The organism is Buchnera aphidicola (Panaphis juglandis) (assembly GCF_964059065.1).
GTDB lineage: Bacteria > Pseudomonadota > Gammaproteobacteria > Enterobacterales > Enterobacteriaceae > Buchnera_L > Buchnera_L aphidicola_AM.
Window position 1 is genome coordinate 148,348 of record NZ_OZ060378.1, and the last position, 25,441, is coordinate 173,788.

Below are 25,441 nucleotides of genomic sequence, written 5' to 3' on the forward strand. Positions count from 1 at the left end.
AATTTTTAACAATTATAGGAACATTTATGAAAGATTCAGAAAAAAAATTAATTACGGATTTATTTAAAAAATTGAAAAATATTTCTCTTGATACTCCTAATAAAGATACAGAAGCAGAGAAATTTATTAATTATTTATTTCAAAACAGTGATGATTCATTATATTATATGGTACAAACGCTTTTAGTTCAGGATATGGTGATTCAAGAATTGAATCGTAAAAATCATCAATTAAAAATGAAATCAGGAGTAAATAAAAAAAGTAGTAGTTTTTTATCTAATAATTCTAATAATGGATTTTTGGGTTCCAATACTCGTTATAATACAAATAATATGAATGATGATCATTATGATAAACAAAAATATTTTGAAAAAAATAATTTTGATCAGAATTATTCTTATAATCATGGAAAATGTAATAAGAGCGGAGGTATATCAAGTTTTTTAGGTAATATTTTACAGACTACTGTTGGAGTTGCAGGAGGAATGGTAGCTGGTAATATGTTAACTAATTTATTGTATCATCATGATTTTGGTTCTAATGCTTCACTGCATCATCATAATCATTCTTTAAATTTGAATTCTGATGATAATGTTGACCACACTAATAATAGTATTCATAATACTGATACGAATCAAAATGATGCTCCTGTTTCTCATCAAGATCATGATGATTACCATGATGATTACCATGATGATGATATGAATGACATGGATGACATGAATGATTTAGATGATAATTTTTTATAATGATGAATAGTATAGATTTTTAATATTCATTTTTTTATAAAACCAGCATAGATTTTTTATGCTGGTTTTTTATGATGAATTTATATTTTAATTGTAATATTTTATTAATCCATCTTTTGATGGGTGCATAGCATTTTTTCCGGATTTCCAATTCGCTGGGCAAACATCACCGTTTTTTTCATGGAATTGTATAGCATCAATGATTCTAAGAATTTCATTAATATTTCTACCAAATGGTAAATCATTTACTATTTGGTGTTTAATAATACCATTAGTATCGATAACAAATGTAGCTCTTAAAGAAACTCCTAAAATTGGATGAGCAACATCATAACTATCTTGAATATTACCTTGAATATCTGATATTAATGTATATTGTATTTTTCCAATTCCTCCTTTTTTAATTGGAGTATTCTGCCAAGCTTGATGTACAAATACTGAATCTCTTGAAACTCCAATAATTTCTGTATTTTTTTTTTGGAATTCTGGATATTTCTCATTAAATGAAATAATTTCTGTTGGACAAACAAACGTAAAATCCATTGGCCAAAAAAATAATACGATATTTTTTTTTTGGGTTTCTTTTTTAAAATTAAAATTATCAACAATGGATCCATTTTTTAATAAAGCTGGAGCAATAAAATTTGGTGCATAATGAGTTACTAGATTCATTTTATTCCCTCTGTAATTTAGAAATTTATTTTTATTTTTATATTTTTTAATCTTTTTATAATGTATTATTTTTTTACATTCTATGTACTGCAATATGATTTTATGGTGTATTATATTGATTAATTTATTAAATTGGAAACATATTTTTCATAAAAATAAATCAAGATTATTAAAAATTTTAAATATTGTATCTCAAGAAAGAAGAAAAAAAACTATTTATCCAAATAAATTCGATGTATTTAATGCTTTTCGTTTTACACCATTTCATAAAATTAAAATAGTGATTATTGGTCAAGATCCATATTATAATTTTAATCAAGCTCATGGATTAGCTTTTTCGGTTCAAGAGGGTTGTGTGATTCCACCATCTTTGATTAATATATATAAAGAAATTATAAATGATTTATCATTACCAAAAAATTATTATAATAATGGTGATTTAACAAAATGGGCTATTCAAGGTGTGTTTTTGCTGAATACTATTTTAACTGTTGAATCTGGAAAACCTAAATCACATTCAAATATAGGTTGGCAAGAATTTACCGATAGTGTTATTCAATATATTAATGATTATTTGAATGGAGTAGTATTTCTATTATGGGGTAATTCTGCTCAAATGAAAAAAAGGATTATTAATCATAATCATCATCTTGTTTTATGTGCATCACATCCATCTCCATTATCAGCATACTTAGGTTTTTTCGGTTGTTGTCATTTTTCAAAATCAAATATTTTTTTAAAGAATCAGAATAGATGTCCTATTCTTTGGTAAGAATCTTATTTTTATTAATTTTTACTTTAAATTTTGAGAATCTTTGATTGTTTTAGATATTGATTGCATTGTAAATTTTATTCCTTGAATAATTGAATGTTTTTCTAATGATTTTTTTTTAGAAATTTTAAATATTTTATCGAATTTTTTCATTATTTTCGAAATTTTATTTACAAAATTTGTTAAGTTTTTTTTTTTAATATTGTGAATGATTTTATTAGATTTTTTTTTAATATTTTGAATATCTTCTTGAAATATTCTTTTTATTTTTTTTGATTTGTTGATTGTATTTTGCAATTTTTCTTGTAATTGATGTAATTCATGATCATTGATATGATTGTTTTTTTTTTCCATATAATTATAATATTGTTGTTTTTTTGAGAGTTGATTCTTTTATTATAAGGATTTTCATGGTTTGTTCAATCAGATAAAATAAATTTTATTATTTTTTTTATTTTTGTATTCATGAAGGTATATATAAATAATGATAATACAATTTAATTGGATTGCTATTTTAGGATCTCCTCGTAATAAAAGTTCATTTTTGACACATACTATTTTATACCATTGGTTAATAAAAAAAGGGTATCATGTTGTTATTGAGGATCAAATTTCAAAATTTCTTAATTTAAATAATCCTAATACTGCTACAGTAATTCAAATTGGAAGAACATGTGATTTAGGAATAGTAATTGGTGGCGATGGAAATATGTTGTGCATGTTAAGAAAATTATCCTGTTATCCCATTAAGATTATTGGAGTTAATTGTGGAAATTTAGGTTTTTTAACTGATCTTCATCCAGATACTATGTTTTATAATTTATCAAAAATTTTATCTGGAAAATATTCTTTAGAAAAGCGTTTTCTGTTGGAGGTAAATGTATTAAATCATCAAGTATATAAAAATAATGTTGCTGTAAATGAGATTGTTTTGCGATCTTCAAAAGTTTCTTGTATGGTTGAATTTGAAGTTTATATTGATAAAAAATTAGCATTTTATCAGAAATCAGATGGTTTGATCATATCTACACCAACGGGTTCAACAGGATATTCTTTATCAGCTGGTGGACCAATTTTGTCAACAGCATCACCTGTGATTGTTATCGTTTCAATGTTTCCTCATACTTTATCTGCACGTCCATTGGTTATTAATAATAAAGAAATTATTATGTTAAAGTTATTGAATTTAAATGATACTTTACAGATTATGTGTGATGGTCAAGTTATTTTACCTATTAAAAATGAAAATACCATATTTGTTTATAAGAGTAAATATCATATTAATTTTATTCATCCTAAAAAATATCATTATTTAAATGTTTTACGAAAAAAATTAAATTGGTCAACAGGTTTTTTTCAAAAATATATTTGAATTACAGCATTATTTTTTAATGTATTTTATTGTCTTAATGTTTTTGGAGCTGGCGGGATTTGAACCCGCGTCCAAAATTTCTACAATTTTAGTAATTACATGCTTATTCTTTTATTTATTTCAGTATTGTAATATAAAAGAAAATATTTTCAATACTTATCTCATATTATAATCATATAAACTATGAGAATCGTTTATGATGATGATCTCTTTATTTTAACCTTTTATTATATTTCTTTTAAAGAGTAATAAGAATTAAAAGGGCTTTATTAGTTTTTTAAGCTGCTAAAGCGTATTGTTCTTTTTCTGCATTTATTATTTTTCGGTTTTTATCGAGGCCACCGAACCTCGGCATGAACTAAAACATTGGATAATTTTGTCGAATCCAAAATCAGCCCCATATATTTATAATATTTTTATAAATTTAATACTATGTATCATAGTACTGATAAAATATAAATGTCAATAAAAATATTGTATTAAAATAAATATTATTTTATATTAATATTATTAGTAAATCTTAATCATATTTTTTATACATAGATTTGCGAGGAATATATGAATGTCATAAAAATAATTCAAAAACAAATTCAAGAAAATCCTATTTTAATTTATATGAAAGGTTCACCAGATTCACCAAGTTGTGGTTTTTCTTCTCGTGCGGTAGAAGCAATATCATCTTGTGGGATAAAATTTGCATATGTAAATATTTTAGAACATGAAGATATTCGTTCTGAGTTGCCGAAATATTCTAATTGGCCAACATTTCCTCAACTATGGGTTCATGGAGAGTTAATTGGAGGTTGTGATATTATTTTACAAATGTTAAATAATGGTGAATTAGAAAAACTTTTACAGAAAAAAAAATGTAAGAAATAAATATCTTAATTTTATTAATTAATTAGATTAATGTATTTTATTCATTAATCTAATTTTCATATTAATTTTTTTGAATATTTGGAGGCCAACCACCTAAAGTTTTCCATTTATTAATTATTGTACAAAATAAATGAGCAGTTTTTAATGTATCATATAATGCAGAATGAGCATTTTGATTATTAAATTTTAGTCCGAATGCTTTGCATGATTTAGCTAATACCGTTTGACCAACTGCTAAACCACTTAAAGTTGCTGTATCAAAAGTTGAAAAATTGTGAAACGGATGATTTTTAATTTTGCATCTTTTTATAGCTTGCATAATAAATTTATGATCGAAATGTGCATTATGAGCAACGATAATGCTTTTATTGCATTTATTTTTTTTCATACTTTGTTGTATAATATCACAAATACATTGTAATGCTTCTAATTCTGTTACTGCTTGTCTTAGTGGATTAAATGGATCAATTTTATTAAATTGTAAAGATTCTGTTTCTATTAATGATCCTTTGAATGGTTTAATATGAAAATGTATTGTTTTTTCTTTTTTTAACCAACCATGTTTATCCATTTGTAGTGTGATTACTGCAATTTCAAGTAATGCATTTTTTTTATGATTGAAACCAGTGGTTTCAACATCAATTACTACAGGATAAAATTTACGAAATCTTTCATTTAGATTGTTATGTTTCATGGGATTCGATCATACATTGAGAACAATTATTTTTCATTCCTTACATTTTAAATTAATATTTTACATAAAATTTTTATTTTTACGGTTTTTTAAAATACTTTTAATAAATTTTATTTATTTAATTTTATTATTTTTAATTTTTATATTTTAATATTGAGGTTTTGAATTAAAACATGAAAATATTATGATATTTACATTTAAATTATTTATTAATGATAATGATTCATATAATTTATTGATTTCTATCACATTATATGAATTTTAATATTTTTTATAATTTTATTTGATCATAATTTTTAATGGTTATTTATTTTTCGATAAGGATGATTTAGAATTTTAGAATATTTTAATATTATTCGTTGATAATAATTTTCTATATTTTTATTTTCTATAATTAAATTCATAATAATTATTTGTATTATATTTGAGCATTATTTTTATATTTTAAGGATATATTATGGGTTTTAAATGCGGGATTATAGGATTACCAAATGTTGGAAAATCTACGTTATTTAATATTTTAACTACATCACAAATACCAGCAAAAAATTTTCCTTTTTGTACGATTAAACCAAACATTGGTATGGCTGCAGTATTTGACGATCGATTAAATTCTTTATCAAAACTTCTTTGTTCAAAGAATATTGTTACTACTTATATGGAATTTGTTGATATTGCTGGATTAGTAAAGGGGGCATCGAAAGGTTTAGGTTTAGGTAATCGTTTTTTAAATCACATTCGTAATACTGATGTTATTATACATGTCGTACGTTGTTTTAATGATGATAGTATTATTCATGTTAATAATAAAATTGATCCAATACATGATATATCAGTCATTAATATGGAATTAATTTTATCGGATTTAAATTTATGTCAATTAGAATTATTAAAATTAAAAAATAATAAAAAGATTTTAAATAAAAAAATAAAAATTTTAGAGTTTTGTTTAAATCATTTAGAAAATGGAAATATGATTAAAACTTTGAATCTAACATCTGAAGATTTAATTTTGATTCGTGAATATAATTTTATTACACTGAAACCTATTATGTACATAGCAAACATTTCTAATAATATAGAAAATAATGAATCTTTAAAAAAAATGTTAGATTTTGTTTGTCAAGAAAATAATTCATGCATACCAATAAGAATTTTCGAAGAATCAAAAAAACCGTATTTAAAACTACATAATTGTAATAACGTAAATCTTGTGAAAAATAAAGAATCTAAAATTAATGATATTATTCAATATGGATATAAATTATTAAAATTACAAACATTTTTTACTGCTGGTAAAAAAGAAATAAGAGCATGGACTATAAAAATAGGAACTACAAGCATTGAAGCAGCTAAAAAAATACATACAGATTTTTATAAAGGTTTTATTCGTGCTCAAGTTGTGAGTTATACAGATTTTATAAAAAATTATAAAAATAATTCATTAAAATCTTCAGGTAAAATACGTAGTGAAGGAAAAAAATACATTGTACAAGATGGAGATATTATACAATTTTTATTTAAAATATAATTTTATTATATTTTAGAGAAGAAAATTAATTCTTTCTTCTCTAATGATTTTATGATATTAAAAATTTTTTTAGTTTTTCGAAACTTGGTTTCATATCATATGATAAGATTGGAAGTTTTGATGGTTCCTCTAGAGCTTTAGGTAATTTAAGGTTTGTATTTAATATACTATCAACAAGATGTTTAAATTTAGCAGGATGTGCTGTTCCTAAAAATAATCCAAATTCATTTTCTTTTAGTTGTTCTTGTAATAATTTGTATGCTACAGCGGCATGTGGTTCAGAAACATAACCCATATGATTCAGTGTTAATAATGTTTCGATAGTAACACAATCTGATACATTTCCAAATCCTAATTCATTGAGTGACCATTGTTTTCTACGAAATAATTCTTCTACTCTTGGCCAGTTATTTGGTCTACTGATATCCATGGCATTAGATATTGTAGAAATAGAATTATATGGATTCCATATTCCAGTTTTTAAAAATCTTGGTACAGTGTCGTTAACATTAGTAGCAGCAATGAATGATTTAATTGGTAATCCCATAGATTTTGATAAAAGCCCTGCAGTTAAATTTCCAAAATTTCCACAAGGTATAGAAATAACTAGATTTTTTCTTTTTATATCAGGAATTAAAGCATAAGCTTCAAAATAATAACATACTTGTGCTAATAATCTACTAATGTTAATAGAATTAGCAGAATTTAATCCTGTTTTTATTTTTAGTTGTTTGTCATTAAATGCTTGTTTTACTAAAGTTTGGCACTCATCAAAACTACCTTCAATAGCAATTGAAGTGATATTTTCTCCTAAAGTACAAAATAGAGCTTCTTGTAATTTACTAATTTTACCTTTTGGATAAAGTATAACTACTTTAACATTTTTTAATTTATAAAATGCATGTGCTACAGCTGCACCGGTATCTCCAGAAGTAGCTGTTAGAATTGTAAATTTATCATTTTTATCATTAAAATGTGATATAATTTGTGCCATGAATCGAGCACCAAAATCTTTAAAAGCCAAAGTGGGTCCATGAAATAATTCACAACAAGATATATTTTTTGTAACTGGTACAATAATGGGACCAGAAAATGCAAAGGCATTATGAACATATTTTGTTAAGTCATGTATTTCTATTTCATTTCCTATAAACATAGAAATAATTTTTACACTTCGTGTTAAAAAATCCATTTCAATTAATTCTTTTAATGCATATTTTGGTATAATTGGTAATTCTGTTGGAAAAAATAATCCTTGGTTATCTCCTAGACCCATTTTTACAGCTTGTAAAAAATTAACTTCTTCATTATGGTTTTTTAAATTATATAGTTTCATAAAATTTATTCTCCTATCTCTCTAGTACCTATGGTATCTAAATTACATATATGTACGAAACCATATTTGTTCTTTAGATAATTTTTTGATAACCATTCAGATATTATGATGGCATTTTTTTGTTTATTGCAAATAACAAAAATAGTTGGACCAGATCCAGAAATACCGAAATTTATTGCTCCAAGTTTTAATATTTTTTTTTTTATTTGTAGAAAGTTTGGAATTAATTTCATGCGATATGGTTCAGCAATGATATCTTTCATTAAATTTATAGCTAAACTTTCTTGATTTGTATGTGATGCATGTACAAATCCTGATAATAATCTACTATGTTTAATACATATTTTTTTATCATATTGTGATGGTAGAATTGATCTTGCAATTGAGGTAGAAATTTTAATACCAGGCCACGCTACTATCCATATCCATTTTTTAAAGAATGGTATTGGTTGACTAATAAGATTATTTTCATTGATAATTAATTGTAAACCTCCATAATAACAAGGAGCGACATTATCATAATGTGGGTCTCCAGAGATTTCTCCTTCTATTTTTCCCATAATATGTAATAATTGTTGAGAATTTAATGGTTTATTACAAAATTTATTTATTGCTACTAAAGTTGAAACTACAGAACAAGCGCTTGAACCTAATCCAGAACCGATTGGCATATTTTTTTCTAATGTTATTGAAACTAATATTTTTTTACCAATTATTTTACAATAATTATTCCAACACTTCCATACGATGTTATTTTTTATATTTTTTGGCAATTGAAATGAAAATTTACCAATATTATTAACATGAAAATGATTATCTGGTTTAATGGTAACGATATCACCTAGAAGAGATCCATTTTTTGGAGCAATTGCAACTCCTAATACATCAAAACCAACATTGATATTACCGATTGAAGCAGGTGCGTAGATTTTTATCATATTTAAATTTCCTAACTATTATGATAATATTTTTAGTAAATCAGAAAAAATTCCAGAAGCTGTAACATCATTTCCTGCACCGTAACCTCTTAAAACCAATGGTATTGGATTATAATATTTACTGTATATCGTTAATGCATTTTCACCATTTTTAACATTATATAATGGATTTGATTGATCAATTTCTTCTAATTTTACGTGACAACATCCTTTTTTTGTAATTGTTCCAATGAATCTTAATACTTTATTTTGTTTTTTTGCGTGTTTTACTTTTTGAAAAAAATATTCATTTAATTCAGATAATTTTTCTATAAATCTGTCTTCATTATCAATATCAATCATTTTTTTTGGTAATATTGGATTGATTTTAATATCTTTTAATTCTAATTTATATCCTGCTTCTCTAGCTAGTATTAATAGTTTTCTTGCAACGTCTATTCCTGATAGGTCATCTTTTGGATTTGGTTCAGTAAATCCCATTTTTTTTGCCATAATTGTTGCTTCTACAATTGATAATCCTTCTTCTAGTTTTCCAAATATAAATGATAATGATCCTGATAATATTCCTTGAAAATGAATAAGTTTATCACCTGAATTAAATAGGTTTTTTAATGTATGTATAATTGGTAAACCAGCACTAACATTAGTTTCATAAAGAAATTTTTTATTTTTTTGTATTGATATTTGTCTAATTTTTTGGTATTCGATCCAATTATTTGAATTAGATTTTTTGTTTGGTGTAATGATATGAATATTGTTTTTTAAAATTGTATAATATGATTCAGAAATTTTTTGATTCGCAGTACAATCTATAATTACTGGATTAAATAAGCATATATTTTTTGTATATTTGATCATTTTCTTTATACAAAAAATTTCACCATAATAATTCAGTTGATCTTTCCAGTTTTTTAATTCAATTCCATTTAAGTTAATTAACATTTTTTTAGAATTTGAAATAGCGCAGATTTTAATTTTTATGTTTTGCATTTTTAGTGGTTGGATTTGTTTTTTTAATTGCTTAATTAATGCTGTTCCAACACCTCCAACTCCAATAATGAATACTTCCACAATTTTTGTATTGTATAATAGCTTATTGTGTATAATGTTAATATTTTCATTTATATTAACATTATTAGTAATAATTGAAATAGAGTTTTGTGATAATTGATTTTTTATTGCTAGAATATTAAGATTTGTATATTTTATTATAGAAAATATTTTTAATTGCTTATCATAATCGTTGTTTAAATTTGTACTAATGATGGATATCATTTTTAATTGATTAATAATACTAACAATTTTAAAGATTATTTCTTCTAGTTCATTGCATAATTTATTTTTTATTAATAATGAAACGTCATGGTTGGGTATATTATGAATATAAATAATGAAATGCTTTTTAAAAACTCTTTTTTGTATGGATAGTATATGAATATTTTTACTATTTAAAATATTTAAAATTTTTTTTATAATTTTAGAAAAATTTATTTTCTTATATATTTTTATTGTAATGCATGAAATATTATTAACGTGTGTAATACCCTTAATTTTTTGATTGTTATTTTCTGTTGTCGGTGTAATTTTTGTACCACTATTTTTTGGAAAAAATGTATTTTTAATAATACATATAATATTAGATTTTGATAAAGGTAGAATGGTATTTGGGTGTAGTACTTTAGCTCCAAAGTATGATAATTCGATTGCCTCTTGATACGATATTGAAGTTAATAATTTTGCTTTTGAGTGTATTTTTGGATCTGCTGTATATATTCCATTAACATCAGTCCAAATTTCACATGTTTTAGAATTTAAACAAACTGATAATATTGCTGCAGAATAATCAGATCCGTTTCTTCCTAGTGTTACTAGTTCTTGTTTTTTATTCCCGGCAATAAATCCTGGCATAAATATAGTGTGTTTTTTTGGTATTTTTAAGTTTTCAATTTTAATTTTTGATTCTTTGATGTTTGCAGTTGCATTAAAATAATTATCATTAGCTATAATGTTTTTTACTGGATTTAATATAAATATTGGATATTTACGAGCAATAAACAAATTTGTCATAATTTTTATCGATAGGATTTCTCCAGTAGATATAATTTGTGCATAAATTTTTTCTTTTTTGGTGTCTTCTTTTTTAATTTTTTTTATTAATTTTTTTATTTTTTTTATTTTTTCATCAATATATTCTATAAGTTTTGTATATGGAAAGTTTTTTTGAGATTCATTTAATTCATATATTAAAATATAGAATATTTTTCTAATTTTATCAAATATTTCTTTTGATTGTTTTTTTTGTTTTATATTTTTTATGATTTTTTCAAGATAATTTGTAATTTTTGCAGGAGCAGATAGTACTACTGCTATATCATGATATTGAATTTTTTTTTCAATAATATTTGATACCAATAAGAACATTTTTGAGTTTGATAAAGAAGTTCCGCCAAATTTAAGTATTTTCATTTAATTTTTATTGTCCTTTATTAGAAAAAATATAAATACATATTTTTACTTTATTTTTACCATAAATTTTTCATTTTTATCAATTGTTATTGGTTTTTTTTATTGGTTTTTTATTTTATATTTTTATTTATTTTTTAATTATATTATTTTTTATTTTATATGTTATAAAAATTATTAATATAAATATATTATTTATTTTCATTTATTTTATTTAAATATATTTATGTTAATTGGTGTAATTAATATTTTTATATATTATATAATTTATTTTTAGAAATTATATTTTATGTTTTTTTATTTTTCTTGATTTTTATGTATTTTATAATTTTTAAATTCTCAGTATTATTTTTAATCATTTTTTATTTTAATGATCTTAATAAGATATTTGTATTATTTATATTTTTATTTTAGGGTTATGTTATGATTTATAATATAAACTTTGTTAAATTTGCATTAGGAATTGAATATAATGGTAGTAATTATCACGGTTGGCAGAGTCAAAGATCAGGAATATTAAGTATTCAACAATTAGTTGAAGAGGCGGTATCCAATGTTGCAAATCAATCCATTAAATTAATTTGTGCGGGAAGAACAGATGCTAAAGTACATAGCGTTGGTCAAGTTGCGCATTTTACTACTACTGCAATTCGTAATAATATTTCATGGATATTAGGTATTAATAGCTATTTACCTCATGATATTTCGATTCAATGGATTAAAAATGTTGATTATAAATTTGATGCTAGACATAGCGCAATTGCTCGATGTTATCGATATGTCATTTATAATAGCTCTTTTAGGTCTTCTTTATTATACAATTATGTAAGCCATATTTATAGTTTTTTAAATGTGGAATTAATGTATAAAGCTAGTCAATTACTTGTTGGAGAGCATGATTTTAGTTCATTTAAATCTAGTACCTGTCGGTCTTTCACTCCTTATCGAAAGATAGTTTATATTAATGTTTTTCAATTTAAAAGATTTATTTTTATTGATATTAAAGCAAATTCTTTTTTACAATACATGGTGAGAAATATTGTAGGTTGTTTAATTAATATTGGTCAAATGAAAAAAAAACCCGATTGGATAAAATATGTTTTAAAAAAAAGGAATCGTCATTATTGTTCTCCTACAGCTATTTCAAATGGTTTGTATTTATTTTCTATTGATTACCCGAAATGTTTTAAAATTCCATCTTTTCTCTTTTAAATATAATACTATATTGTATTTATTAATATTATTAATGATAAAAACCGTTTTTAATAATTTTATTGGTAAATATTTATAATCATGATATTATATTTTTAATAATTATATTAAAAAATAATATTAATTTTATTATATGAGAATCAATTTTATGATTTCAAAGATATTTAAATATTTTTTTGAAAATATTTATGATAATAATTTAAAAAAAATTCAAAATATCATAAATACAATTAATAGTTTAGAGAATAAATTTTGTAAATTATCAGATTTACAGTTAAAAAAAAAACTCAGTTTTTTAAATACCAGTTAAAAAAAGGTTTATCATTAGATGATATATTACCTGAAGCGTTTGCTACGATACGTGAAGCTAGTAAAAGAGTTTTTGATATGCGTCATTTTGATGTTCAAATTTTTGGAGGTATTGTACTGCATCAAAATTGTATTGCAGAAATGAGAACTGGTGAAGGAAAAACTTTAACTTCTACGTTACCAGTATACTTAAATTCTTTAAAGGGTTATGGTGTACATATAATTACAATGAATGAATATTTAGCAGATCGTGATTCTAAACATAATTCTGAATTATTTAAATTTTTAGGATTAACAGTTGGACTAAATACGTCTAGTATTTCTATTAAAAATAAAAAAAGAGCATATGCATCTGATATTACATATGGAACTAATAATGAATTTTGTTTTGATTATTTACGTGATAATATGGTTCTTTGTTCTGATGATCGGGTTCAACGTGGATTATATTATGCAGTAATTGATGAAGTCGACTCTATATTAATTGATGAAGCACGAACACCTTTGGTTATTTCAGGTCCCTTCGAAGAAAATCTTGAAATATATTCTTTAATTGATAGTGTTGTTCAGAGTTTTTTATATGATCAAAAGAAGAATTTTTTTTTGAAAAAAAATAATTTTTTTGTAGTTGATAAAAAAAATAAACAAATCTTTTTAACAGAAGATGGTTTTCAAAAATTTGAAAATATTTTGTTGAATCATTCATTGCTAGATAAACGTGAATCACTATATTCAGAAAAAAAATTTACATTAATTAAATACATCATTTCTTCTTTACGTGCACATGTAATATTTAAAAAAGATATTGATTATGTTGTTCAAAATAAAAAAATTATAATTATTGATGAACATACTGGACGAATGATGTTAGATCGCCGTTGGTCAGATGGTTTACATCAATCTGTTGAAGCAAAAGAAAAAGTTACTATTTTAAATGAAAATCAAACATTAGCATCGATCACATTTCAAAATTATTTTCGTTTATATGAAAGAATTTGTGGAATGACAGGAACAGCTTATATTTCAGAGAGAGAATTTAAAATAATTTATAATTTAAAAACAGTGATTATACCCACTAATCGTCCCATGGTTCGAAAGGATTTTTCTGATGTTGTATACATATCTGAACGTGAAAAAATTAAAGCTATTGTTCAAGATATTAAACAATGTGTTTTAAGAAAACAACCAGTATTAGTTGGTACAACGTCCATTAAAAATTCTGAAATAATTTCTAAAAAATTAATTAATATTAATATTAATCATAATGTTTTAAATGCGAAATTATATGAAAAAGAAGCGAATATTATATCGCAAGCTGGGAGATTGGGAGCGGTAACAATTTCTACTAATATGGCAGGTCGTGGAACAGATATTATTTTAGGTGGATCTATCAAAAAAAATATTAATACTTCTAGATTGCATGATATACAGATACTTAAAAAATGGAAAAAAGAACATCAATTGGTGATTGCTTCTGGTGGTTTACATGTGATTGGAACAGAACGTCATGATTCCAGGAGGATTGATAATCAATTGAGAGGTCGATCAGGACGTCAAGGTGATCCAGGTTCTTCACGTTTTTATCTTTCTCTTGATGATCCTTTAATACAGATATTTATTTCAAAAAATATTAAAGATCTTATCAGTAAGTTTAGAATAAATTTTGGTGAACCTTTAAATCATTCTTGGGTAACTCATTCTATTTCATATGCACAAAAAAAAGTTGAAAATTATAATTTTAAAATTCGTAAAAAATTATTAGAGTACGATAATGTTTTAAATCAACAAAGGATTATCTTTTATTCTATTCGTAATAATGTGTTGGAATATCAAAATACTAAACATATATTTTTCAAAAATATATTAATATTTTTATATGAGATCATTAATAAAAATTGCTCTAATTATGTTTCAAGAAAATATTGGAATGTAGATAATATAGAGAGAATTTGTAAAAATAATTTGTATTGTAAAATAAAAATTTCTATAATTATTAAAAATAATTCAAGTGTTATTTCTAATACATGGATTTTAAATAAGGTTTATAAAGTTATTCGAAATAATTATCGAGATTTAGAAAAACGAATCATTTATTTTAATATGCGTAATATAGAAAAAATTATTATATTAAAATGCTTAGATTCTTTTTGGGTAGAACATTTATCTTTTATGGAATACTTAAGAACTGGAATACATTTTAGAGGATATGCACAGAAAAATCCAACACAGGAATATATGAAAGAAGCGTTTGATGTATTTTCTAGAATGTTGTGTGAATTAAAAAATGAAATTGTAACTAATATTTGTAAAAAATTCTTTTCATGATAATATTTTATGATTCATGTTGAAAATATATTTTTTTATTTTTTTTATTATTATATATTTATTAATTATTAATTATATAATTTTTTATTAAGGATATTATGCGTATTGAAGAAAATATTAAATTAGGTTTTAAAGATGTTTTGATTCGACCTAAAAGATCCATGTTAAAAAGTAGATCAGAAGTTAATTTACTCAGAAATATATCTTTTAAACATTCTAAAATTATTTGGAAAGGAATTCCAATTATTGCTTCAAATATGGATACAGTTGGTACATTTAGTATGGCTAAATCATTATCACATTTTAATATATTTACAATAATAAATAAATATTATAGTATTAGTATGTGGAAAAATTTTATTATTAATAACAAACCAAATGTATTTAATTATATTATGGTATCGACAGGAACTTCTAATTCTGATTATTTAAAATTAAAATCGATTTTATCATTATCACCTCTTTTAAAATATATTTGTATAGATGTTGCTAATGGATACTTAGATCATGTTGTATCTTTTGTTAAAAAAATAAGAATTGTTTTTCCTGATAAAGTTATTTGTGTAGGTAATGTTGTAACATGTGAAATGGTAGAAGAATTGATCCTTTCTGGTGCTGATATTGTTAAGGTTGGAATTGGTCCTGGTTCAGTATGTACCACTCGTTCTAAAACTGGTATTGGTTATCCTCAATTATCTGCTATTATTGAATGTGCAGATGCTGCTCATGGTTTAAAAGGACATATTATTAGTGATGGGGGTTGTACAAATTCTGGTGATATTGCAAAAGCATTTGGAGCTGGGTCTGATTTTGTAATGCTAGGTGGTATGTTTGCTGGTCATATTGAATGTGAAGGGGAAATTATAATAGAAAATAATAAAAAATTTATGATATTTTATGGTATGAGTTCTAAACATGCTATGGAATTACATTCTGGTAAAATTGATCATTATAAAACTGATGAAGGTAAAATTGTAAAATTACTTTTTAAGGGTTCTATTAATAATACAATTTCAGATATTTTGGGTGGTTTAAGATCATCTTGTACCTATGTAGGTGCACAGAATATTAAAGAATTAACAAAACGAACAACGTTTATTCGTGTTTCAGAACAAGAAAATAAAATTTTTAATGCTTATTAAATACAATTTTAATATGTTACTTGACATTTTAAGATATAAGATATTATATATTAATATCTTTGTTATTAAATTTTTATTCATTGTGTATATTTTAATATAAATTTTTAATATACATTAGTATATAAAACTAAGGAGTATAAGTATGATGCATTATTCGAGTTATGATATTGATCCTATTGAAACTATTGAATGGATGGAATCAATTGAAACAATAATCGAAAAAGAAGGATTGCCACGTGCAAAATTTATAATACAGAATTTGATAAAAAAGTTTAATCAATATAATGAATTTAATGATATTAATATATTAGTTACAGATTATATTAATACTATACCTTTAAAAAATGAATTTAAGTATCCTGGGAATTTAAAGATAGAAAGAAAAATCAGATCTGTAGTGCGGTGGAATGCATTAATCATGGTAATACGAGCATCAAATAAAAATTTAGAACTAGGTGGTCATTTATCATCATTTCAATCTGCTGCCACAATTTATGAAGTATGTTTTAATCATTTTTTTAAAGCTTCTAATGATCAGTGTGATGGAGATTTAGTATATTTTCAAGGTCATATTTCTCCAGGTATTTATTCTCGAGCTTTTTTGGAAGGTCGTTTAAGTGAGAATCAGATTAATAATTTTAGACAAGAAACTTTTAGAAATGGTTTATCGTCTTATCCTCATCCAAAATTAATGCCAAATTTTTGGCAATTTCCAACAGTATCTATGGGTTTAAGCCCAATTACTGCTATTTATCAAGCAAAATTTTTGAAATATTTGGAAAATAGAAATTTAAAAGTTACTAAAAATAGGACAGTATATGCTTTTTTAGGTGATGGTGAAATGGATGAACCAGAATCGAAAGGTGCTATTACTATTGCTTCAAGGGAAAAACTTAATAATTTAATTTATGTTATAAATTGTAATTTACAAAGGTTAGATGGACCAGTCATTGGAAATGGAAAAATTATTAATGAATTAGAAAGTTTATTTTATGGAGCAGGATGGGAAGTTATTAAGGTGATTTGGGGGGATCGATGGGATGAATTATTAAAAAGAGATAATACAGGTAAATTAGTACAATTAATGAATGAAACATTGGATGGTGATTATCAGAATTTTAAGTCTAAAAATGGTGCTTATATTAGAAAACATTTTTTTGGAAAATATCAAGAAACATTAAATTTAGTAAAAGATATGTCTGATGATGAAATTTTTTCATTGAATAGAGGAGGACATGATCCAAAAAAGATTTTTTCAGCTTTTACAAAAGCAAAACAGTCAAAAGAAAAACCAGTAGTAATTTTAATGCATACTATAAAAGGTTATGGTATGGGTGACCTTGCAGAAGGTAAAAATATTGCTCATCAAATTAAAAAAATGAATTTTAATGAATTGAAATATTTTATCAAACGTTTTGATTTACCGATTTCCTATAATGATATTTCTAATTTACCATATATTACTTTTTCTAAGGATTCCATAGAGTATTCTTATTTACACCAAATGAGAAAAAAACTTGGTGGTTACCTTCCTAGTCGATTATCTAATTTTACTGAAAAATTAATACTACCAAAAATAGAAGATTTTGATTCTATGTTTAGAATACGAAATAAAAAGATTTCTACTACAATGGCTTTTGTTCGTGTATTAAATATTCTATTAAATTTTAAACCTTTAAATGAAAGGATTGTTCCAATTATTGCTGATGAAGCTAGAACATTTGGTATGGAAGGATTATTTAAAAAAATTGGTATTTACAATCTAAATGGTCAAAAATATATTCCTCAAGATAAACATCAATTATTGTATTATAAAGAAAATAAAAATGGTCAAATTTTACAGGAAGGCATTAGTGAATTAGGTGCTGCTTCATCATGGTTAGCAGCTGCTACGTCATACAGCAATAATAATTTTCCTATGATACCCTTTTATATTTATTATTCGATGTTTGGTTTTCAAAGGATTGGTGATTTATGTTGGGCTGCTGGAGATCAACAAGCTCGTGGCTTTTTAATTGGAGCAACTTCAGGTCGTACCACTTTGAATGGAGAGGGTTTACAACACGAGGATGGACACAGTCACATTCATTTTTTGACTGTACCAAATTGTATTTCATATGATCCATCATATTCTTATGAGATTTCTATCATCATACAGGATGGATTAAAAAGAATGTATGGTACTAAACAAGAAAATGTTTATTATTATATTACTACAATGAATGAGAATTATTTAATGCCGGAAATGCCTAAAGGATCTGAAGAAGGTATTAGGAAAGGAATATATAAATTAGAAGAGTTTCATGGTGATAGTGGTAAAATACAATTGATGGGTTCAGGAGCTATTTTACGTAGTATTAGAAAAGCAGCAAAAATATTATTAGAACATTACAGTATTGGATCTGATGTATATAGTGTAACATCCTTTACAGAATTAGCTCGTAATGGTCAGGATTGTGAAAGATGGAATATGTTACATCCTAATGAAATTTCTAAAATTCCTTACATTAAAACTGTAATGAATCATTCTCCAGCAATTGCCGCTACTGATTATATGAAATTGTTTGCTGATCAAATTCGTAATTATGTTCCAGCGATTTCATATCGAGTTTTAGGAACTGATGGATTTGGATTATCTGATAGTAGAGAAAATTTACGTCAGTATTTTGAAGTTAATGCGCATTATATTGTTATTTCTGCTTTAACTGAATTATCAAATTTGTGTATTATTGATAAGAATATTATTTCTGATGCAATATTAAAGTTTGGTATTGACACTACAAAAGTTAATCCACGTTTAGTATAATAAAGGAGTTATATTATGGATAAAAAAATTAAAATTCCAGATATTGGTATTGATCAAGCAGAAGTAATAGATATTTTAGTTAAGAAAAACGATTCTGTAAAGAAAGAACAAACTTTGATCATTATCGAAGGTGATAAAGCTTCTATGGAAATCCCATCACCATTTTCCGGTACAGTGAAAGACATTATAGTTAATATTTCGGATATCATAAAAACTAATTCTGTTATTATGACAATAGATGTTATGGAAGATGTAAATATTAAAAATAAAAAAAATATTGTTTTTGATGATATTAATCAAGATCATAATATTTATGAAAATAAAAAACATTTAATATATGCTTCACCTTTAATACGTAGGTTAGGTCGTTCTTTAGATATTGATTTAAATAAAATTGTTGGTACTGGTAGAAATAAAAGAATTATTAAAAAAGATATTGATAATTATATTATTAACACTAATCATAATACTGATGAAAAATTGTTATTTAATAATCACGATTATCGATTGAAAAATATAAGTTATAATCGTTTTGGAGAAATTGAAGAAGTAAAAATTAATAAAATCAAAAAAGCTTCTGGAGATTTGTTATTTAAAAATTGGTCTACGATACCACATGTTACTCAATTCGATGAAGTGGATATTACCGAATTAGAAGAATTTAGATTAAAATATAATCAATCAGTACAAAATAAAAAGGATAAGAAGTTAACAGCATTATCTTTTGTAATAAAAGCAGTATCTAAAGGGTTAGAAAAATTTCCTTATTTTAATAGTTCAATTTCTGAAGATAATGAAAAAATTATTTTAAAAAAATACATTAATATTGGAATAGCCATAGATACTTCTCGTGGATTAATGGTTCCAGTAATTAATAATATAAACAAAAAAAATTTATCAGATATTGCATATGAAGTATTTTCTATATCTCATAAAGCTCGAGAAGGAAAATTAAGTATTGCTGATTTACAGGGTGGTTGTTTTACCATTTCAAGTTTAGGTGGGATTGGTGGAACATATTTTTCTCCAATTATTAATTCTTCTGAGTCATCCATTTTAGGTATTTCTAAATCTTATTATAAACCATATTGGACTGGAAAACAATTTATACCAAAATTAGTATTACCATTATCTTTATCTTATAACCATCGTATTATTGATGGGGCTGAAGGCGCACGCTTTATTTCATATATAAATAGTTTGTTATGTGATATTAGATATTTATTAATATAAAATTATTTTATTCATATTGTAATTAATTTAAAATGGATAAAATATTTTTATTAAGGACAAAAAACATGGTTCGAGATATTCATGTTCAAGTATTAGTTCTTGGATCTGGTCCTGCAGGATATTCAGCAGCTTTTAGAAGTTCTGATTTGGGATTAAATACAATTTTAGTAGAAAAATATAATGAATTAGGTGGTGTTTGTCTAAATGTTGGTTGTATTCCTTCTAAATTTTTATTACATATTTCTAAAGTTATTAAAGAATCTAGGGAACTTTCTCAACAAGGAGTAGTTTTTAATCCTCCAACTATTGATTTAAAAAAAATTAATGAATCTAAAAATCAAATTTTGAAGAAATTATCTTCTGGTTTGAAATATATGTCTGATTATCGTAAAGTAAAAATATTAAACGGAATTGGTAGTTTTTTAAATGAAAATACAATATTAGTATCTAATGAAAATGAAAGAATTCATGTACATTTTAAAGATGTTATTATTGCTACTGGTTCAAAATCGATTAAATTACCAAATTTTTCTATTGATAATAAATATATTTGGAATTCTACTCAAGCTTTATCTTTAAAAAAAATTCCAAAAAATTTATTAATTATTGGTTCAGGAATTATCGGTTTAGAAATGGCAACTTTTTATAGTTCGATTGGTTCCAAAGTAGATTTAATTGATCGATGTGATAAGATTTTACCGTTTTTAGATCAAGATGTGATTGATATTTTTATAAAATCTGCAAAACAAGATTTCAATTTTTTATTAAATACTAGAATTGATGATATTGTTTTAGAAAACGATAATATTTTTGCAATCATATCGAATGGAATTGATACAAAAAAAGTGTCGTATGATGCTGTATTGGTTGCAATTGGTCGATCTTCGAATATAGAAAATTTAAATTTAGATCAAATTGGTGTAAAATTGGATAATAATAATTTTATTATTGTTGATCAACAAATGCGAACAAATATTTCAAACATTTATGCAATTGGTGATGTTGTTGGACAACCAATGTTAGCCCACAAAGGTATACATCAAGGTCAAATTGTTGCAGAAGTTATATCTGGTCTTAAGCATTATTTTGATCCTATTGCTATTCCTTCTGTTGCATATACTGATCCTGAAATTGCATGGGTTGGTATTAGTGAAAATGAAGCAAAAATTAAAAATATAGATTATGAAGTTGCTAGCTTTCATTGGAAGTTATCTGGAAGAGCAATTGTTACATCTGCTACTAATGGTATAACGAAATTAATTATTCACAAAAAAACAAGAAAAATTATTGGTGGAATTATTGTTGGGAGACAAGCTGGGGAATTGTTATCAGAAATTACACTTGCAATCGAAATGGGTTGTCATATAGAAGATATATCATTAACTGTTCATCCTCATCCTACTTTATCTGAATCTATAGGTATTACTTCTCAGAAGATACAAGGAACTGTTACTGATGATATTAATATAAAAAATAATTTTTAAATATAAGTGATTTATTATCAGTAATAAAGTATTATTTTTTTATTTTCAAATAATTATTTATGATATTTAATTTTAATTTTGTTATTACTATTAATAATATTTTTTCTTTTATTTTTTATTAGATATTTTTATTTTATATGATATTACTATTTTATGCGTAAATATATTTATTTATTTTATGATATTTATAATTTTAATTATTATTAATAAATATTGCATTAATAGTTTTTTATTTTTAATTTTTTTAATACCTGTTTTAGAATATCACAGCATTCGAAAATGGATTTTTACATACAATGCAATTTTTTAAAATTTGATATTAAGTATATTTTATTTTTATAATATCATGATATTTTTTAAAAATTTAAATTATGGTATTTTTGATAAAATTTTTAATATCTATTTTTTAATTTTTCATTGTATGTAATATAAATTATTTACTTTAAATAGATTTTATAATATTTTAAATAATGTCATTAAATCTTTTTATCATTTTTTACTTATAAATTAATGTTTTTAATAATATAAATAAAATTTATATCATTATTTTTATGATTAAATATTTTACTTGAAGTGTGGTTTATACTATGAATTTAAAAATAAGATGTGTTTTTTTATATACTAAATGATGTACCACAACTACAAGTAGTTTTTGCATTTGGATTGGATATTATAAATTTTGATCCTTCTAATGTTTCTTGGTAATCAATTTTACCACCTTGAATATATTGTAAACTGATAGAATCAATAATAATAGGAAAGTTTTTTTTCATTATTATATCATTTTTGTTAATTTTTTGATCCATTTTAAATTTGTATTGAAATCCATTACAACCACCACCAATGATATAAATTCTAAATTTTAAATTTTTTTCTTTATTTTTATTTTTATTAATGATTTTTAAAATTTTATTACTTGCATGAATTGTAAATTTTAATTTTAATTTTTTGTGATCGATGTCGATGTTCATATTTTTGATATTTTTATAAAATTTAATAAATTCAAGGATAGTTATTTTATCTTTTTCTTAAAAAAGTTGGAATATCTAAATAATTAGTTTCTAATTTATTGTTTATTTTTTTTTCTGTTTTTTGATGTATTTTATTTTGATTTGGTCGTTTAATATAAGAGCTAAAATTTTGATAGCGATAGTCTGTAGATGATGTTTCTTTATTTAAATGTTTTTGTTTAGACAAAATAGAAGTCTTATTTTGATTATCAGAACCAATTCCAGTTGCAACAACTGTGACACGCAATGCATCATTCATATCTGGATCTAATGATGTTCCAATCACTACAGTAGCATTATCAGAAGCAAAGGATCGAACAGTATTACCTACTGTTTCGAATTCATCTAACCTTAAATCGACACCTGCTGTTATATTAACTAATACTCCTCTTGCTCCAGATAAATCAATATCTTCTAATAATGGGCTAGAAATTGCTATTTCGGCAGCTTCTTCAGCTCTATTTTCACCTGAAGATAAACCAGTTCCCATCATTGCATACCCCATTTCTGACATTACAGTTCTGACGTCTGCAAAGTCTACGTTCATTAAACCGGGTTTTGTTATTAATTCTGCTATACCTTGTACTGCACCTCTTAGAACATTGTTTGCTGCACTAAATGCATCAAGTAAAGAAATTCCTCTATTTAATACTTTCAATAGTTTATCATTAGGTATAATAATTAGAGAATCAACATATTTTGACAATTCTAATATCCCTTGGTCAGCGAAAATCATTCGTTTTTTACCCTCAAATACGAATGGTTTGGTTATAACTGCTACAGTTAAAATTCCCATTTCTTTTGCAATAGCTGCTACTACTGGAGCAGCTCCTGTTCCGGTCCCACCACCCATTCCGGCAGCGATAAAAACCATATCTGCGCCTTCTAAAGCATTATTTATAGCTTCTTTATCTTCTTCCGCTGCATGTTTTCCAATTTCAGGATTTGATCCTGCACCTAATCCTTTTGTAATATTACTTCCAATTTGAATTGTTTGGTCAACATCAATTTTTTTTAGTGCTTGTGAATCGGTGTTAATTGCAAAAAATTCTACTCCTTCAATTTTTTCTTTCACCATATGTTCAACAGCATTACCTCCACCTCCACCAATACCTAATACTTTAATTATTGCATCATTACTTAATTCAATTTGTTCAAACATAACGTCTCCTTTATAATATTTTTAATTTATTGATTGTATAGAATTCTTTGAATCCATCTTTGAAAATTACATAACCATTTTTTTAAGCTTTTTTTTTTACTATTTTGATTTTTATGATGATATAATTTTGATCCATACTGTATTAGTCCAATAGCTCCTGAATATTGAGGTTTCAGAATTTGATCATTGTATGTAGTAATATTTTTTGGATACCCAATTCGTACTGGCATATTAAATATTTTTTTTGCAAAAATCTTTAGAGATTTTGTTTTTGATCCTCCACCAGTCAATACAATTCCAGAATCTAACATATATTTTTGTTTATTTTCATATAATTTATTTTGTATATTATTAATAATATTATTAATGATGTTAAATAATTCTTCATATCTTGCTTCAATAATTTTTTTTAATATGTTTTTTTGGATATTTTTGCTATTAATTCCATAATTATTAGAAATTTCAATAATTTTTGTGGTTGATAACGATGATGAGATTGTTGAACCGTATTTTTTTTTAATAATTTCAGCATTTTGAAATGTTGTATTCAGGGCATATGCAATGTCATTTGTTACAGTATTTCCTGCATATGGAATGACTTGAGTATGATGAATGTATCCATTGATATATATTATAATTGTAATATTGCAACCTCCAATATCAACCATACAAACACCAGATTGTTTTTCTTCGGCTGTTAGTATTGCTGTACTTGAAGCAATTCCTGAGAATATGATATTTTTTACTTTTAGATTACATTTTTTTACCGCTTTTATCAGGTTTTTTTTTATTTTTTTTTTATATGTGATTAAATGAACTTTTGCAGCCATACGAAATCCAGAAAGTCCAATAGGATTTTTTATACCAGTTTCTTGATCTATTAAATATTCTTGTGGTATAATGTGTAATATACTGTAATCATTTTTTAATTTTATTGATCTGGCTGTATGTATTGCACGATCTACATCAATTTTAGTAACTTCATTATTGTTAATGGGTACAATACCTATTTCATTTTTACACTTAAAATATTTATTTGATAATGATAGATATACGTTTGAAATATTACATTCTGCCATAGTTTCAGCTTCATATATTGCTGTTTTTATGCATAATATAACTGATTCTAGGTTTTTTATATTTCCTTGATCAATTCCCGTTGCAGGACACTGTCCTATACCAACAATGTTAATTACATTATTGATTAAAAGCTCTCCTACTAATACAACAATTTTAGTAGATCCAATTTCTAATCCTACTATTAATTTTTTATTTTTTTTTTTTATCATGATACTTTTAGCCTGTTTCCATGATTCAAAACTGTATAGATTTTGTATGAATAAAAGTTTATG

The 25,441-nt window shown here is 24.3% G+C and carries 21 protein-coding genes and 1 other RNA gene; 12 read left to right on the top strand and 10 right to left on the bottom strand.

Annotated elements, in window-relative coordinates:
- The first annotated feature begins 26 nt into the window (after nt 1–26).
- On the top strand, nt 27–749 hold the full coding sequence (locus AB4W46_RS00710) for a DUF2076 domain-containing protein (protein ID WP_367678631.1): 723 nt from the start codon (nt 27–29) through the stop codon (nt 747–749).
- Between the two features lie 87 nt (nt 750–836).
- On the opposite strand, the gene AB4W46_RS00715 is transcribed toward AB4W46_RS00710, so the two are convergent.
- Entirely contained in the window at nt 837–1,421 is a 585-nt protein-coding gene (locus tag AB4W46_RS00715; protein ID WP_367678632.1) for a peroxiredoxin, read from the bottom strand.
- Between the two features lie 94 nt (nt 1,422–1,515).
- On the opposite strand from AB4W46_RS00715, the gene ung reads away from it, so the two are divergent.
- Nucleotides 1,516–2,193, top strand: a complete 678-nt coding sequence (gene ung / locus AB4W46_RS00720) for a uracil-DNA glycosylase (protein WP_367678633.1) — start codon at nt 1,516–1,518, stop codon at nt 2,191–2,193.
- 21 nt (nt 2,194–2,214) lie between these two features.
- Here ung and AB4W46_RS00725 read toward each other — a convergent pair whose 3' ends face one another.
- Nucleotides 2,215–2,547: a hypothetical protein gene (locus AB4W46_RS00725; protein ID WP_367678634.1), complete on the bottom strand. Its 333-nt coding sequence runs from the start codon at nt 2,545–2,547 to the stop codon at nt 2,215–2,217.
- Nucleotides 2,548–2,677: 130 nt separating this feature from the next.
- Here AB4W46_RS00725 and nadK point away from each other — a divergent pair, with 130 nt between their 5' ends.
- On the top strand, nt 2,678–3,565 hold the full coding sequence (nadK, locus tag AB4W46_RS00730) for an NAD(+) kinase (protein ID WP_367678635.1): 888 nt from the start codon (nt 2,678–2,680) through the stop codon (nt 3,563–3,565).
- Between the two features lie 43 nt (nt 3,566–3,608).
- Here the strand turns inward: nadK and ssrA are convergent.
- Nucleotides 3,609–3,964, bottom strand: a transfer-messenger RNA (tmRNA) gene (ssrA, locus tag AB4W46_RS00735).
- 159 nt (nt 3,965–4,123) lie between these two features.
- On the opposite strand from ssrA, the gene grxD reads away from it, so the two are divergent.
- Nucleotides 4,124–4,444 (top strand): Grx4 family monothiol glutaredoxin, encoded by a 321-nt coding sequence (grxD, locus tag AB4W46_RS00740; RefSeq protein WP_367678636.1) that lies wholly within the window; start codon nt 4,124–4,126, stop codon nt 4,442–4,444.
- Between the two features lie 61 nt (nt 4,445–4,505).
- Here the strand turns inward: grxD and rnt are convergent, their stop codons facing one another.
- Entirely contained in the window at nt 4,506–5,138 is a 633-nt protein-coding gene (gene rnt / locus AB4W46_RS00745; RefSeq protein WP_367678637.1) for a ribonuclease T, read from the bottom strand.
- Between the two features lie 457 nt (nt 5,139–5,595).
- Here rnt and ychF point away from each other — a divergent pair, with 457 nt between their 5' ends.
- Nucleotides 5,596–6,669, top strand: a complete 1,074-nt coding sequence (gene ychF / locus AB4W46_RS00750; protein ID WP_367678638.1) for a redox-regulated ATPase YchF — start codon at nt 5,596–5,598, stop codon at nt 6,667–6,669.
- A 49-nt stretch (nt 6,670–6,718) separates the two neighbouring features.
- Here ychF and thrC read toward each other — a convergent pair whose 3' ends face one another.
- Genes thrC through thrA form a run of 3 tightly spaced genes read right to left on the bottom strand, consistent with a single transcriptional unit; the run spans nt 6,719 to nt 11,409 of the window.
- Nucleotides 6,719–8,005 (bottom strand): threonine synthase, encoded by a 1,287-nt coding sequence (thrC, locus tag AB4W46_RS00755; RefSeq protein WP_367678639.1) that lies wholly within the window; start codon nt 8,003–8,005, stop codon nt 6,719–6,721.
- A gap of 5 nt (nt 8,006–8,010) precedes the next feature.
- Complete coding sequence (thrB, locus tag AB4W46_RS00760; protein WP_367678640.1) at nt 8,011–8,943, bottom strand: homoserine kinase; 933 nt, start codon at nt 8,941–8,943, stop codon at nt 8,011–8,013.
- Nucleotides 8,944–8,961: 18 nt separating this feature from the next.
- Entirely contained in the window at nt 8,962–11,409 is a 2,448-nt protein-coding gene (gene thrA / locus AB4W46_RS00765; RefSeq protein ID WP_367678641.1) for a bifunctional aspartate kinase/homoserine dehydrogenase I, read from the bottom strand.
- Nucleotides 11,410–11,829: 420 nt separating this feature from the next.
- On the opposite strand from thrA, the gene truA reads away from it, so the two are divergent.
- The 7 genes from truA to lpdA all read left to right on the top strand — a co-directional run bounded on the left by truA (nt 11,830) and on the right by lpdA (nt 21,917).
- Nucleotides 11,830–12,618: a tRNA pseudouridine(38-40) synthase TruA gene (gene truA / locus AB4W46_RS00770; protein ID WP_367678642.1), complete on the top strand. Its 789-nt coding sequence runs from the start codon at nt 11,830–11,832 to the stop codon at nt 12,616–12,618.
- Between the two features lie 148 nt (nt 12,619–12,766).
- On the top strand, nt 12,767–12,928 hold the full coding sequence (locus tag AB4W46_RS00775; protein ID WP_367678643.1) for a hypothetical protein: 162 nt from the start codon (nt 12,767–12,769) through the stop codon (nt 12,926–12,928).
- Nucleotides 12,929–12,951: 23 nt separating this feature from the next.
- Nucleotides 12,952–15,252: a preprotein translocase subunit SecA gene (gene secA, locus AB4W46_RS00780; protein ID WP_367678688.1), complete on the top strand. Its 2,301-nt coding sequence runs from the start codon at nt 12,952–12,954 to the stop codon at nt 15,250–15,252.
- Between the two features lie 98 nt (nt 15,253–15,350).
- Entirely contained in the window at nt 15,351–16,394 is a 1,044-nt protein-coding gene (locus AB4W46_RS00785) for a GMP reductase (RefSeq protein ID WP_367678644.1), read from the top strand.
- 142 nt (nt 16,395–16,536) lie between these two features.
- On the top strand, nt 16,537–19,200 hold the full coding sequence (gene aceE / locus AB4W46_RS00790; protein WP_367678645.1) for a pyruvate dehydrogenase (acetyl-transferring), homodimeric type: 2,664 nt from the start codon (nt 16,537–16,539) through the stop codon (nt 19,198–19,200).
- 15 nt (nt 19,201–19,215) lie between these two features.
- Entirely contained in the window at nt 19,216–20,433 is a 1,218-nt protein-coding gene (locus tag AB4W46_RS00795) for a 2-oxo acid dehydrogenase subunit E2 (RefSeq protein WP_367678646.1), read from the top strand.
- Nucleotides 20,434–20,498: 65 nt separating this feature from the next.
- The gene (lpdA, locus tag AB4W46_RS00800; RefSeq protein ID WP_367678647.1) at nt 20,499–21,917 is read left to right on the top strand and encodes a dihydrolipoyl dehydrogenase; all 1,419 of its coding nucleotides are present in this window, start codon (nt 20,499–20,501) and stop codon (nt 21,915–21,917) included.
- A 614-nt stretch (nt 21,918–22,531) separates the two neighbouring features.
- Here the strand turns inward: lpdA and erpA are convergent.
- From erpA to ftsA, 3 genes are read right to left on the bottom strand one after another with little or no spacing between them, the layout of a single operon-like run.
- A complete protein-coding gene (gene erpA / locus AB4W46_RS00805) occupies nt 22,532–22,876 on the bottom strand; it encodes an iron-sulfur cluster insertion protein ErpA (RefSeq protein WP_367678689.1) in 345 nt (114 codons plus the stop codon).
- A 58-nt stretch (nt 22,877–22,934) separates the two neighbouring features.
- Nucleotides 22,935–24,089, bottom strand: a complete 1,155-nt coding sequence (ftsZ, locus tag AB4W46_RS00810) for a cell division protein FtsZ (RefSeq protein WP_367678648.1) — start codon at nt 24,087–24,089, stop codon at nt 22,935–22,937.
- Nucleotides 24,090–24,115: 26 nt separating this feature from the next.
- Nucleotides 24,116–25,378, bottom strand: a complete 1,263-nt coding sequence (gene ftsA, locus AB4W46_RS00815; protein ID WP_367678649.1) for a cell division protein FtsA — start codon at nt 25,376–25,378, stop codon at nt 24,116–24,118.
- Between the last annotated feature and the right edge of the window lie 63 nt (nt 25,379–25,441).

Coding starts and splice junctions, on each gene's coding strand:
- AB4W46_RS00710 (WP_367678631.1), top strand. CDS start 27: ATGAAAGATTCAGAAAAAAAATTAATTACGGATTTATTTAAAAAATTG.
- AB4W46_RS00715 (WP_367678632.1), bottom strand. CDS start 1,421: ATGAATCTAGTAACTCATTATGCACCAAATTTTATTGCTCCAGCTTTA.
- ung (WP_367678633.1), top strand. CDS start 1,516: ATGATTTTATGGTGTATTATATTGATTAATTTATTAAATTGGAAACAT.
- AB4W46_RS00725 (WP_367678634.1), bottom strand. CDS start 2,547: ATGGAAAAAAAAAACAATCATATCAATGATCATGAATTACATCAATTA.
- nadK (WP_367678635.1), top strand. CDS start 2,678: ATGATAATACAATTTAATTGGATTGCTATTTTAGGATCTCCTCGTAAT.
- grxD (WP_367678636.1), top strand. CDS start 4,124: ATGAATGTCATAAAAATAATTCAAAAACAAATTCAAGAAAATCCTATT.
- rnt (WP_367678637.1), bottom strand. CDS start 5,138: ATGAAACATAACAATCTAAATGAAAGATTTCGTAAATTTTATCCTGTA.
- ychF (WP_367678638.1), top strand. CDS start 5,596: ATGGGTTTTAAATGCGGGATTATAGGATTACCAAATGTTGGAAAATCT.
- thrC (WP_367678639.1), bottom strand. CDS start 8,005: ATGAAACTATATAATTTAAAAAACCATAATGAAGAAGTTAATTTTTTA.
- thrB (WP_367678640.1), bottom strand. CDS start 8,943: ATGATAAAAATCTACGCACCTGCTTCAATCGGTAATATCAATGTTGGT.
- thrA (WP_367678641.1), bottom strand. CDS start 11,409: ATGAAAATACTTAAATTTGGCGGAACTTCTTTATCAAACTCAAAAATG.
- truA (WP_367678642.1), top strand. CDS start 11,830: ATGATTTATAATATAAACTTTGTTAAATTTGCATTAGGAATTGAATAT.
- AB4W46_RS00775 (WP_367678643.1), top strand. CDS start 12,767: ATGATTTCAAAGATATTTAAATATTTTTTTGAAAATATTTATGATAAT.
- AB4W46_RS00785 (WP_367678644.1), top strand. CDS start 15,351: ATGCGTATTGAAGAAAATATTAAATTAGGTTTTAAAGATGTTTTGATT.
- aceE (WP_367678645.1), top strand. CDS start 16,537: ATGATGCATTATTCGAGTTATGATATTGATCCTATTGAAACTATTGAA.
- AB4W46_RS00795 (WP_367678646.1), top strand. CDS start 19,216: ATGGATAAAAAAATTAAAATTCCAGATATTGGTATTGATCAAGCAGAA.
- lpdA (WP_367678647.1), top strand. CDS start 20,499: ATGGTTCGAGATATTCATGTTCAAGTATTAGTTCTTGGATCTGGTCCT.
- ftsZ (WP_367678648.1), bottom strand. CDS start 24,089: ATGTTTGAACAAATTGAATTAAGTAATGATGCAATAATTAAAGTATTA.
- ftsA (WP_367678649.1), bottom strand. CDS start 25,378: ATGATAAAAAAAAAAAATAAAAAATTAATAGTAGGATTAGAAATTGGA.